Genomic DNA, 12,183 nt, shown 5'->3' on the forward strand with positions numbered 1-12,183 from the left:
GGCGCCAGCGCTGTTACAATGTATCCGCGCTATGTATAACCTCGATGACAATTCCTCATTTATCCCGGTGATCGCTCCATGACTGACACAGTTGTTGTTATTTATTCCGGAGGCATGGACTCCTTTACCCTGCTTCATCTTGCGCGCGCTCAAGGGCACAAGGTGCACGCCGTGTCGTTCAATTATGGTCAACGCCATGTGCGTGAGTTGGACGCTGCGCGGGCCGTGTGCGAAGCCGAGGGCATTTCCCATAAGGTGATCGACATTCGGGCCATGAGCGAGGTGATGTCAGGTTCGGCCTTGACCTCGGATGCAGAGGTGCCGGAAGGTCATTACGAAGAAGACAACATGAAAGCCACCGTCGTCCCCAATCGAAATATGATTCTGCTGTCGCTGGCGACCGGTTATGCGGTGACGGTGAATGCGCAAGCAGTTTGGTATGGCGCTCACGGAGGCGATCATGCCATCTATCCCGATTGCCGTCCCGAGTTTGTCGAGAAAATGGACGCCGTATGCCGGGTAGCCAACTACGAACCGGTTTCGGTAAAAGCGCCGTTTATGACGCTGGACAAAGGCGAGATTCTGGCCGAAGGCCTGAAACTGGGGCTTGACTACAGCCAGACCTGGACCTGTTATAACGGCCGCGAGAAGGCCTGCGGCCGCTGCGGTTCCTGTGTTGAACGGCTCGAAGCGTTCGCCGCCCACGGCATCGAAGATCCTATAGCTTATGAAGGTAGGACTTGATGTACCGGGTTAAAGAAGCGTTCTACACCTTGCAGGGCGAGGGGGCTCAGGCGGGGCGTGCCGCGGTGTTTTGCCGGTTCAGCAAGTGCAACTTGTGGAATGGCCGTGAGCGCGATCGTGCCAATGCGGTGTGTAATTTTTGCGATACGGATTTTGTCGGGACCGACGGCCAGAACGGTGGCGTGTTTAAAACGGCAGAAGCGCTGGCGGGCCATATTCAGTCTCTTTGGCCCGAAGGGTTGGGCAGACCTTACGTGGTGTGCACCGGCGGGGAGCCGTTATTGCAACTGGATGCCGCGTTGATTGCGGCCTTCCATGCCGCAGGGTTTGAAGTGGGCGTCGAAACCAACGGCACCCTTCCTGCCCCCGCAGGCATTGACTGGTTGTGTGTTAGCCCCAAGGCCGATGCCGAGGTGGTGATTACCGAGTGCAATGAACTGAAGCTGGTGTACCCACAACCGCTGGCCATGCCAGAGCGGTTTGTGGAGGCTATCCGGGCGGACCATTACTTTTTGTCGCCAATGGCTTCGCCTTCGATTCCCGAGCAGGCCGAGGATGCGGTCAAACAGAGCAATACCCGTAAAGCCACGGATTATTGCCTGGCCAATCCCCAGTGGCGTTTGACCTTGCAGATGCACAAGATCATCGGCATCGATTGATTGGCGTGGATCAGGCCTGCTTCGCCAGATTCGAGTTTGCGATTCGGTATTGGCTCGGGCTGTTACCGGTCCAACGTTTGAAGGCGCGGGTAAAATTCGCCGCATCAGCATAACCCAGAGCATCGGCAATCTGGGTCAGGTTCATGGTGGTGTTCTCCAGCAAGTCCTGCGCGCGTTCCAGGCGAACTTCATCCACCAGGTTCTGAAAGCTCGCCCCTTCTTCTTGAAGGCGCCGTTTCAGTGTGCGTTCCGAGACGAAAAGCGTGCTGGCGGCACGTGCCAGTTTAGGCGGGAACGGGTGGCTGGCTTCGATAACCCGGCGCACTTTGCTGGCCACTCCGGCAACTTCTTCGAGTTCCTGCAGAGCTTGCTCGCATTCCTCTCGTGACGTCTCAGCCAGATGCTGATTGCTGAACCGGGTTGGGTGGCCGAGATGGCTGGCGGGCACCACCAGCGCGTCTTCGGTCGCACCGAATTCAACGGGCACGCCGATCATGCGCCGAAACCTGTGGAAATGACTCGGTTCAGGGCCTCGTCGCACAATTCGCAGGCCCGGTAATGTGGTACCCAGAAGCTGTGCTCCCATTGAGACGCAACCGAACAAAACGGCATCCAGAATAAAACCGAGAATTGAGCCGAGCTGGGTTTCGCAATTGACCGCATACCAGACGCTGGACCCAGTCGTGTGCTTTTTAACTTTCAGGTGGGGTACCCGAAGCGTCAGATAACGCGTCATTAACTCAAGGGCTTCTTCAAGGGTGCGGCTGCTCATGATCGCGGTACCTAACGCGCCATGCAACGGCAACTCAAGCTCTCGCGCTAGCAATATGCCCAACCCTGGCTCGCCACTTTCAACGATGGCTCGAGTGACGAATTCTGCAGCCTGAGACTCGCTGACTCTGAGGTCGGTGGATTTCAGTCGCGTTGGGTCCAGCCCGACGCGCTGAATCAAGTCCCTTTCATCCACTCCAATAGTGTGGAGCAGCTCGGCCAGAGTGTGGAGATAGATGGCCGGCATGCCCAGATCCTGTGTGTTAGAAACTGAGACGCCCATGAGTTTCCTCGATAGTGGCAGTTATTGTTATGTGAGTGGCTGGGATTATGGCGCTTTAGTTGCCTTAGTCACATGACTTGGATGACGGGTCAATTAGCTGAAGAGGCCAATTCGGGACAATAACGGAACTAGTCGACCTGATTGTGGTGGCGTTCTACGAAGCCGGTCAGCACCGCTGCGGAGCGCTTCGGATTCTCGATCATGGGCAGATGTCCGACACCGCGAAACACGTGTATGTCGGCGTCAGGAGTAGTTTTTTTGAACCAGTCAACGCAGCGGGTCGGGGTGATCGTATCTCTATCGCCCCACTGTACCTGCAGAGGTAAGGCCTGCTTGCCAAGATATCGGGTGGGTGCCATCGGATCTGCAACCATGTCGTTAAAAATATGCTGCAATGAATGTCGCCGCTTCATCAGGTCGGGGCCTAACAAGCCGGTCATGGCGAGGCCGGGGATGCTGGGTTTGCCATTACCTACGCTGTTGAACATTCGATACACGCCGGTCCAGTCGCTCGGGATCAGCACTGAATCTGTGGTGGGGCGTACCGGCGCAAGGTGCTCCATTCCGGGAGACTCCGGAATGCCCGCGCTGTTGAGCAGAGTGACCGTTCGGGGCGGTGCTGCCAGTTGATGTGCCAGCAGTGCGGCAATCGCGCCACCCATGGAGCTCCCTGCAATGTGCAAATTGTTGCTGCTGTAGTCGGCCAGCCACTGACCAAGACGCTCGGCCTGGCTCTCGTAGCCGTAATTGGCCTCGGGGCGGTATTCGCTTTCGCCGAGGCCCGGTAGATCCGGGACCAACAAATGCCAGTGCGCAGGCAAAAGCTGCATCCAGAAGGCCCAGTTTTCTTTCATAGAGGCAAAGCCATGAAGCAGCACCAGTGTCGGTGTGCCCGGCCCGGCCTTGCCGCGCTCCAGATACACCATCCGATGACCGTCCACCGAGGTTTCCCGGCGTTTCGCTCGCAGCAGCCAACGCTGGCCGGTGCGTGCCAAAGGCCAAATGTCGGGAGTTGGAAGTTTCATGGCAAGCTCACCTGATCAAGATGTATTGAACGTCAGTTTAACGATTGGAGTGGTGGGGGCTATTGCTGCGACGCCTGGCGATGCGGGCGTCACAGCCACCCGGTAAACGAGCATCAGAGCCGAAAATCGGTGATCACCGGGTTGTGGTCGGAAGCCCGCCACGGGCCTTCACGGTCGGGCGCGCTCTGGTAGTCCAGCGCTCGGGGTTCATCTGCATTGATGTTCCAGATGTAGGCAGACACGACGTGGGCCATCAGGGCTTGATTGGCTAATGCATAGTCGAGCGAGCCCTTCTCGCCCCGATAGCGATAGCTGTGGTACCGGCAGTCGCCGGGCCGGCAAGGGTGTGCGTGATGCACCAGGCTGGTGAAGCCCGCTCTGCGAAAAGTATCGACCGGCGTTTCCTGGGCATAGCTGTTGAGATCGCCGGTGATGAGGGTTCCAGCCAGATTTTCGGTAGTGGATAAGTCGGCAAGCCAACGGGTGATGGCCTGTGCCTCATGGGTGCGGTAGGCGCTGAAGCAGCCTTGGCCGTCGCGCTGATCGGAATCCGGTCCGTGTGCGTTGCGGCAGGACTTGGATTTCAGGTGAGGCACCACCACCCGGAAGGATTTACCGCCCGCCATGGGGGTGAAGGTTTGTGCCAGCGGGGGGCGGCCACGATGTTGGTAAATGTCTTTGTTCAGGCGCAGCGCCCGACCTTCAGGCCGGACCCGATCGTTGCGGAACAGCAAAGCGGTGCGAATGGCATCGGTGCCGTCCCGGTCGGGCGTTTTGATGAAGCGCCAGGCCGGACCGAGCGCACGAGTGAGCTGGACCAAAGAGCTTTGTGGGCCATAGCCGTCGTTTTCCAGTTCCGTGACGGCCACAATATCGGGGGTGGCCAGTGAGATAGCTGTGGTCAGGCGGCGCAGTTGGTGGTTATGGGCGTTCGGGTTTTTGGCGCCTCTGGGGGTTGGAAAACCGCCATTCTCACCGTCGCCATTGAAGTAGTTTTGCAGATTCAGAGCCATGATCCGTACAACATCTACAGCCGTTTTCTGCGGAGCGTCGGGCCGAGGTGCAGGCCTGGAAAGTCCCGGCTTGCGGTCGGGTTGAACGCGCCACTGGCCAAAGCGGTAATCCAAGATGCCTATGAGCCCTGCGACCTGATCGCCGGCCCGTACGGTGTTGTTCTCGCCCAGCTCAAGCCATGGCACCGGAGTTGGGTTGAGGGTGCTCTTTCCGTCGTCCAGAAGAACGCGATGCTCAAGGTTCCGGAGCTTTTGCTGCACGGCATGAACGCCGGGTGTCAGATATTCGGTCGGCATGATCTGGTCTTCGCTGGCCAGCGTCAGTTCCCCATACCGTGCCAGATTGTGATGCTCGATGACGGTTAACGGAGTACCGAACGACACGCGCATGTTCTCGAGGCTTTCCGGAGGTTGTGGCCACGGCAGTGTAATATCAATGGGCTTGGGAACTGGCTCTCGGCCGCAAACCGTGAGCTGGCTGACGTTGACCAGTTCGGTCAGGTCATGGAATTCCTTGACGACGCCGGTCAGTCGAAGGCGCTGGCCGGGGCTGGTTTTGCGGCGGGTATAAACGAACAACGCTTCCGATGTGGTCGGATCGTTATCGGTTTCGGTATCCGCTTGCTGAAGGTAGAAACCGTTAAAACCGTCTCGGTGGCCCGAGGTGTAGGTTACGATACCTTCGATCGAGACGGTTTGACCGGCGAGCGGGGAATGGGAGCCGGACCCCTGGATCTGATGGATAGCCGTGGCGGGCGATCCGCACTTTTGTGCTGCGGGCGCTGTCGGGCTGGCCGTCCAAAAAAACAGCCCGACGACAGCGATGAAAACCGCGAGAAAAGGTCTGATCACAAGGCCCGACGGTTAAAGACCGGCCACCGCTTTAAGAGCCTGTTCCCGTTTGCTTCCAAAGCCGAGCTGGTCAGGGTTGATCAGCTCCAGTTGTTGCACCAGAGGATCCGGGTGGTCGCGGTCGAAGGTAATGCCGAGCTGAGACAGCACGTAGGGCGCCAGTGCGGCGCGGGTCTCGACCTTCAAGCTGCCATTTTTCATGCCGTAGTCTCGCGCTACGATTTGTTGCTGAGCGTCGGTCAGACGTTGATCGGGTGCGATATCGAGGGTGACCTGGCGCTGCCAGTCTTCATCCTGCAGGGCGGTAAAGCGGGCTTTCTGACGCAGTGCTTCCGGGGTGTCCTGAAAGCGGCTTAGTGCGAAGTCGCGGAACTCCCGATTGGAACTGCACCAGGCGCGAACATGCCAGTTGCTGCCCGCGCACACCAACGAGTGGGGCTCGAGTATGCTTTCAACGGCTTCGGGGCGGCTGAGAGAAACGTAGCTGGCCTTTAACTGGCGTTTGTAGCGGGTGGCGGCGACCACTGCGCGCATGGTTTTCGGCGCAACGTAACGGCCCGGCCCGGCAATCACCGTATTGCCCGGCATACCCAGTTCAAGTTCGGCCAGCGAATCATTGAGGTTTTGCTGCTGGCCAAGCAGATCCTGATATTCTGAGACTTTGCCATGGGTGACCACGGGTTTGAATTTGTCGGATGGCACGTAGCCTTTGAGATGACGATCGTAAACCAGGTTGCCCGGTGCCACCTCTCTCAGGTAGGTATTGATGTCCTTCGAAGCCTGTTGGCGACCAATGCCGAAACTGTGGCAGATATGGTTGGTGGTCAGGCGTCCTTCCCACAGTGCAACGGTTTCGATGAGTCGATAGCGAAGCAAGAGATCCCAACGAATGGGCCAATCCGTTTTCTTCATAACCAGGCGCTCACAATTTCAGTAAATAGCTTCTTATTTATCTTACCCGTTAAGGGTTTAGGGGTCTGTTACGGCCCATTAATGTAAAACAATGTCAAATCAGGCCCAGTGTAATACAAGTCTCGGCTTCTCCCTAGTTTCTGCCATCCCATAGCCTGATTAAATGCCGCTCAATCGCCCCGGAATAATACTGCTATTCTACTCCTGAGCATGCCCACCTTTTCGATGATGCGGAGTCTGTCATGACCCGAATGGTAGCTTCTCTGTCCGCATTGCTGTTGAGCATTGTGTTTCTGATCAGTGGCAACGCGTTTTTAATGACGCTGTTGGGTATACGTCTGAGTATCGAAGAGGTTTCGCCGGATGTCATCGGCTGGGTGCTGGTGTGCTATTCCGTGGGCTTTGTCGTGGGCACCCTGTACGTGCACAAGATTATTGGCCGTGTGGGTCATATCCGGGCCTTTGCGGTGTTCGCTGCCTTGGCGGCGGTTGCGGCATTGATGTATCCCATGGTGGTGTCTGCATTTTTCTGGGCGGCACTGCGTGTGCTTTCGGGCTTCAGTGTTGCCGGTGTGCTGGTGGTCATTGAAAGCTGGTTTTCCAGCCGGGCCACCAATACCAATCGCGGTTCGTTGTTTGCGGTATATCAGATCATTTTCTATCTGTCCGCCGCCGGCGGCCAGTTGGTGGTGAACGTGGGCAATCCGACCGATTTTCTGCCATTTACGCTGGCTGCAATTCTGCTCACCCTGGCGGTCATTCCATTGTCGATGACCCGAATGGAAGCGCCCACCATAGAGCACACCAACCGGATGTCGGTGTTCAAGCTAGCCCGGGAGTCGTTTTCGGGTGTCGCGGGGGCCTTGGTGAGCGGGGTGCTGATCGGCGGCTTTTACGCGTTGGGGCCGGTGTACGCGACATTGGTGGGGCTGGATGTCGGAAAGACCTCCACGTTTATGGCCTCGGCGATCGTCGCGGCCATGTTGTTGGCCTGGCCCATGGGGCGCATCTGCGATTTGTTCGATCGCCGGCGGGTTATGTTTTGGGTTTCGTTGCTGGCCGGTTCCGCAGCGATTGCTGTTGCGGTCACCGGCGCAGAGCGCTTATGGCTGCTGACCGTTCTGGTGGGCCTGTTTACCGGCTTGTCGGCCACTCTGTACCCCATTGCCGTAGCGATTACCAACGACCGGATGGACAGCAACCGTATCGTCGCGGCCAGCGCAACTCTCTTGCTCAGCTATGGTATTGGCAGCGTGGTGGGGCCGATTGTCATGGCCGAACTGGTTCACCTGTTGGGCCCTTCCGGGTTGTTTTACGGTAACGCGGGATTTTTACTCGTTCTGGCGGTAATCACCCGTTACCGGATCACGCAGACCGATGACGTTCCGGTGGCGGAGCAGGAGCACTTTGTACCCGCCATGCCGGAAGCTTCCGCGGTACTTTCGGAAATCGACCCGCGCAACGAGGAGTTCTGCGAGTCTCCGGAAGCCGAGGCGATGCAGGAAGAGATGCGCCGGGCCCATTAGGGTTTTGGTGCATTTTGGGTTTGATTTCGCATTTCAATCTTTCCTCGTCTCAACCAGTAGCTTACTATTGGTAGAATTAATGTACCGTTAGCGTCTTGTCCTATCTGTTGGCAGGCGCAAAGTCACTGAGGAGTTAACGTTGTGAGAGATCAATTCCCGTTTGCGGTTGCCCGTGTTACTCGCCGCTGGCGCAAAATGCTGGACGAACGACTGAAAGATCTGGGCGTGACACAGGCCCGCTGGAGCACCATGGTGTACCTTCAGCAAGGCGGCGAAGGCCTGACCCAGCGCGAATTAGCCAGTCTGATGGCGATTGAAAACCCGACTCTGGTTCGGCTGCTGGACAGTTTGGAACAGCAGGGCCTGATCGAGCGCCGTGCCTGCCCGAAAGATCGTCGCGCCCGCAGGTTGCACCTCACGGAAGACGGTTTGAACTTCATGGACGAGTTGTCCGGACGGGCAACAGAACTGCGTGAAGAAATGCTCGAAGGAATTTCCGATAAGGAAATCGAGAGCGCACTGGCCGTTTTCCATAAAATTATGGAAAACGCTGAAAAGCAGAAATAAGACTTGGCTGATAATACGGTTGCGGGGCTGGAAGCCCGCTACGGTGAGCGTTGGCGTTGGTTGGCTGTTGCCACCGTTGTGCTTGGCACGATGGCGACCGTGCTCAGCGCGACTGTTGTCAACGTCGCGCTGCACGACATTATGCTGGAGTTTGGGCTGCGCCAAGGCACCGTCCACTGGCTAGCGACCGGTTTCATTGCGGCAATGACCACCACCATGCTGGCGTCTGCCTGGTTGCTTGACCGTTTCGGCGTTCGTAAAACCCTTGCCACTGCCATGGCCCTGTTTGCGGTGATTTCCATTGCCGGTGGCTTTGCCCAAACGCCGGCCCAGTTGATTTCTGCGCGGGTGGGTCAGGGTGCCATGGCTGGGCTGATGCAGCCAATGGGCATGTACCTTGTCTTCAGAATATTTCCTGTTGATCGGCGTGGCCAGGCCATGGGGGTCTACGGCATGGGCGTCATTCTGGCGCCTGCCCTGGGGCCGGTACTTGGCGGTTTTCTTGTGGATCAGTTCAACTGGCGTTATGTCATGTACGCCCCTGCCCCGGTTACCTTGATTGGTGTCTTGATGGCCTGGCGGTTTCTGCCGGTTCCGGTGTCACGCCCTGCCCGCTACACCTTTGATTGGCCGGGTTTGGTGATGCTGGGTGCGATCGTCGGTTTGAGCCTGGATACCCTGACACGGTTGCAGGCGCTCGACGGCCATGAACTCCAGCTGATTTTGCAGGCTCTGCTGATCTCGCTGCTGCTGACAACCTTCATCAGGCGAGAGCGAACGATCAAACACCCGTTGGTGAATCTTGCGCTGTTACGCCAACCGGTGTTCCTGTACGCCACTATTGGCGCTATGGCCCTGGGGCTCGCGCTCTTTGGCTCTACTTACCTGATTCCCCTTTTTGTGCAGACCACGCTCGGGTTTTCGGCCACTGAAGCGGGGTTGCTGATGCTGCCGGCCGGTGTCGTTCTCGGCCTGATCTTCCCGCTCTCCGGCCGGCTGGCGGATAAGCAGAGTGCACGCAGTCTGGTGCTGTTTGGCATTGGAATGTTTGCGCTTTCGGCGGTGTTGTTTGCCTCGACAGGGCAGTTTGCCGGCTTTGGCTGGTTGGCGTTTTGGGCGGTACTTGGCCGAGTCGGAATAGGCTTTATGTTGCCGGCGCTCTCCATGGGTGCCTTGAATCCGTTGCCGCCGGAGCTTATGGGGGCAGGTTCCAGTAGCATCAACTTCGCCCGTCAGCTTGGCGGCGCGTTGGGGGTTAACGTGGTGGCCCTGACCATCGAGTTTGGTGATCACCAGAACGGCGTGCCTACGCTGCAGGCATTCGAATCTGCCTGGTGGCTGGTCGCGGTATTCGTCGCTCTGGCGGCCATACCGATATGGAAAATGCGCGTTTAGTCCGCGTTTCAGCGTTACGAAAAGGCAAGATACCCGCGATTGTTCACGGCCCCTTGGTGTTGGCGGCCAGCGATGCCGATATAATGGGTTGCTCTTGGAACACGAGAACGCGGCCCGGCGATCCAGAATGAACTCTGAAGCCGAGTGCCGGTCAGTCTTACCAACCGGCTTTGAACCGATGTGGAGTGTTATGCAGTTGAAATTTCTTTTTTCCCTGTTGCTGAGCCTGGCTCTGTGGGCACCCGCAGCGTATGCGGCTGAAGCGGGCGCGGCATCGCCTGCGGGCGCCAACAAAGTCGCCAGTGATGCCAAGCCCGATCGTTCACCCCGAGTACCGACCTTTTCCGTGAATGGCGATCTGGCCGGTGACCTTCAGGTGTTCACCACGGCTTACGAAGACACTTTTGCCGGTATCGGCAATGAGCTGGCTCTGGGGTATCTTGAGCTGGTGAAAGCGAATCCGGGCGTCGATCCATGGTTACCGGGTGAAGGTACCCAGATCACTTTGCCGAGAATGTATGTGCTGCCGGATTCCAATCGTAAGGGCATCGTAATCAATCTGGCGGAATACCGTCTCTACTACTTCACCGAGAACGGTGTGCAGGTGTATCCGGTGGGTGTGGGTACGGAGGATAATCCGTCTCCACTGACCAACGCCAAGGTTACCATGCCGCTGGAGTCGCCAGCCTGGTATCCCCCGGCAAGTATCCGGGCGGAGTATGAGGCGTCGGGAGATTACCTGCCGCGGATGATTCCACCGGGACCGGACAATCCCTTGGGCACACATGCCCTGATGCTCAGCGAAAAAGGTTACCTGATTCACGGCACCAACAAGCAGTTTGGTGTTGGAATGGCGGTCAGCCACGGCTGTTTCCGCATGTACAACGAAGACATTTCACGTTTCGCCTATCAGGTATCCAAGGGCACGCCCGTGCAGGTGATTCGTGAACCGGTGAAGGTTGGCGTCTCGGCGGGGGAAGTCTGGCTGGAAGTGCATCGTCCTCGTGAAGATTACACGGCGGAGGATCGTGAAGCGCTATGGCGGGAAACCATGGCCAAAGTTGAGGCATTCCAGAAACAGCATCCGGATACTCAGGTCAAACGAATGGCTATCGAGGTTGCGGTTGATCAGGCGGATGGCATTCCTCGAATGATCGGTGAGAAGCTGACGCAAGTGGCTGCCGATGAGAACTCGGAGAAAACGAAGCCCGAAGAGAAATCGGCATCCGGGCAAACCCTGTATTTCTGACACAAAAAAAGGCCGGTTTAACCGGCCTTTTTCATGCTAAACGTTAGCCTTACTTCTGGCTAGCACGCTGCAGCATGCGCTTGGCGCGCTCGTTCGCTTCGTTAGCGGACTTCTGAGCAGCACGGGCAGCAGCCAGAGCTTCTTCAGCAGTCTGCTGAGCGGTGCGAGCAGACTTGGAAGCGCTGTTCGCGGTGTTCAGAGCGTTGTTAGCAGTTTGCTCGGCGGAGCTTGCAGTTGCATTGGCTTCGTCGATAGCAGCTTGATCAGTTGTGGCACAACCTGCAGTCAGAGCAGTGGCCATTGCAAACCCAGCGATCGTCAGTTTACGCATGGTAAATCCCCTTATTGGTCGTTTTATTTCCTGAGACCCGGAAGTCAGTCGGACGACTTCCTGTCAGTCAAGCCAGTAGGCAATGACTACCGGAGTCGTTAAACAGTGTAAAACACTCTGGAAGAAAATGTTAACTGCGTATAGGGAAATTTCCATAGCTCATGACAACAACGTAATGCACTGATGTCATGGCGTTAATCATCGATTGCGGTGTTTAAGGCAAAATCCGGATCGGGGTGCCGTCGTCAACCAGCTCCCAGATTTCGTCAATTTCTTCATTGGTGACGGCAATGCAGCCGTTGGTCCAGTCCAGGCCGGTAAAGGCGAATGCCAGGTCGCCAGCGTCGTTGGGTAAGCCATGAATCATGATGCTCCCTCCAGGCTTCAGGCCCCAGGCTTCAGCCGCTTCCCGATCTTCCGGACTGGGATATGAGATGTGAATCGATTTGTAGAAATCGCTGTTGGCGTTGCGCCAATCAAGGAGATAGCTGCCTTCGGGGGTGCGTTCGTCGCCTTCGTAAAGCTTGTGGCCAACGGGGTTGTCACCCAGGGAGATCCGGTAACTCTTAACCTTTTCGGAACCGCTCAGCAGGAACAGGCGGCGCTCGCTTTTCTTGACCAGCACCTCGGTAATGTCGAACGAATGGGTGGCTTGGGGTTCCGGCATGATCATTCGTTCATCGGCCCGGGCCAGTAACTCGGTGGCTGCTACCAAGCCTGGCAGGAAAAGGAACAGAGCTGTCAGGAGGAATCGAAAAATCATAAAGCCGCACTATCGCCAGAACGTTAAATTTTGTACATGGAGTTTATAGCATAGGGTGCGGGGGTAGCGGTAAGAGGGTTTTGTTACATTTGT

The 12,183-nt window shown here is 57.0% G+C and carries 12 protein-coding genes; 6 read left to right on the forward strand and 6 right to left on the reverse strand.

What is annotated here, in order from left to right; all coding sequences use genetic code 11:
* The first annotated feature begins 78 nt into the window (after positions 1-78).
* Together queC and queE are read left to right on the forward strand one after the other, a co-directional pair.
* Positions 79-744: a 7-cyano-7-deazaguanine synthase QueC gene (queC, locus tag Q9245_RS09180; RefSeq protein ID WP_305896842.1), complete on the forward strand. Its 666-nt coding sequence runs from the start codon at positions 79-81 to the stop codon at positions 742-744.
* Positions 744-1,403 carry a 7-carboxy-7-deazaguanine synthase gene (gene queE, locus Q9245_RS09185; RefSeq protein ID WP_305896843.1) on the forward strand — a complete coding sequence of 220 codons (660 nt, stop codon included), beginning with the start codon at positions 744-746 and terminating at the stop codon, positions 1,401-1,403. The genes queC and queE overlap by 1 nt, the downstream gene beginning before the upstream one ends.
* Positions 1,404-1,413: 10 nt before the next feature.
* On the opposite strand, the gene Q9245_RS09190 is transcribed toward queE, so the two are convergent.
* From Q9245_RS09190 to Q9245_RS09205, 4 genes are all read right to left on the reverse strand, one after another.
* Positions 1,414-2,421 (reverse strand): AraC family transcriptional regulator, encoded by a 1,008-nt coding sequence (locus tag Q9245_RS09190; protein WP_305896844.1) that lies wholly within the window; start codon positions 2,419-2,421, stop codon positions 1,414-1,416.
* A gap of 164 nt (positions 2,422-2,585) precedes the next feature.
* Positions 2,586-3,482 (reverse strand): alpha/beta fold hydrolase, encoded by an 897-nt coding sequence (locus tag Q9245_RS09195; RefSeq protein ID WP_305896845.1) that lies wholly within the window; start codon positions 3,480-3,482, stop codon positions 2,586-2,588.
* 113 nt (positions 3,483-3,595) lie between these two features.
* Entirely contained in the window at positions 3,596-5,347 is a 1,752-nt protein-coding gene (locus tag Q9245_RS09200) for an ExeM/NucH family extracellular endonuclease (protein ID WP_305896846.1), read from the reverse strand.
* 12 nt (positions 5,348-5,359) lie between these two features.
* Positions 5,360-6,259, reverse strand: a complete 900-nt coding sequence (locus tag Q9245_RS09205) for a YafY family protein (RefSeq protein WP_305896847.1) — start codon at positions 6,257-6,259, stop codon at positions 5,360-5,362.
* A gap of 242 nt (positions 6,260-6,501) precedes the next feature.
* On the opposite strand from Q9245_RS09205, the gene Q9245_RS09210 reads away from it, so the two are divergent.
* From Q9245_RS09210 to Q9245_RS09225, 4 genes are all read left to right on the forward strand, one after another.
* Complete coding sequence (locus tag Q9245_RS09210) at positions 6,502-7,785, forward strand: MFS transporter (RefSeq protein WP_305896848.1); 1,284 nt, start codon at positions 6,502-6,504, stop codon at positions 7,783-7,785.
* A 141-nt stretch (positions 7,786-7,926) separates the two neighbouring features.
* A complete protein-coding gene (locus Q9245_RS09215; RefSeq protein ID WP_305896849.1) occupies positions 7,927-8,352 on the forward strand; it encodes a MarR family transcriptional regulator in 426 nt (141 codons plus the stop codon).
* Between the two features lie 3 nt (positions 8,353-8,355).
* Complete coding sequence (locus Q9245_RS09220; RefSeq protein WP_305896850.1) at positions 8,356-9,747, forward strand: DHA2 family efflux MFS transporter permease subunit; 1,392 nt, start codon at positions 8,356-8,358, stop codon at positions 9,745-9,747.
* Between the two features lie 190 nt (positions 9,748-9,937).
* On the forward strand, positions 9,938-10,996 hold the full coding sequence (locus Q9245_RS09225; RefSeq protein ID WP_305896851.1) for a L,D-transpeptidase family protein: 1,059 nt from the start codon (positions 9,938-9,940) through the stop codon (positions 10,994-10,996).
* Positions 10,997-11,045: 49 nt separating this feature from the next.
* Here Q9245_RS09225 and Q9245_RS09230 read toward each other — a convergent pair whose 3' ends face one another.
* Together Q9245_RS09230 and Q9245_RS09235 are read right to left on the reverse strand one after the other, a co-directional pair.
* Entirely contained in the window at positions 11,046-11,327 is a 282-nt protein-coding gene (locus Q9245_RS09230) for an Lpp/OprI family alanine-zipper lipoprotein (RefSeq protein ID WP_199005464.1), read from the reverse strand.
* 214 nt (positions 11,328-11,541) lie between these two features.
* Positions 11,542-12,090 carry a murein L,D-transpeptidase family protein gene (locus Q9245_RS09235; RefSeq protein ID WP_305896852.1) on the reverse strand — a complete coding sequence of 183 codons (549 nt, stop codon included), beginning with the start codon at positions 12,088-12,090 and terminating at the stop codon, positions 11,542-11,544.
* Positions 12,091-12,183: the final 93 nt, after the last annotated feature.

The organism is Marinobacter sp. MDS2 (genome assembly GCF_030718085.1).
GTDB lineage: Bacteria > Pseudomonadota > Gammaproteobacteria > Pseudomonadales > Oleiphilaceae > Marinobacter.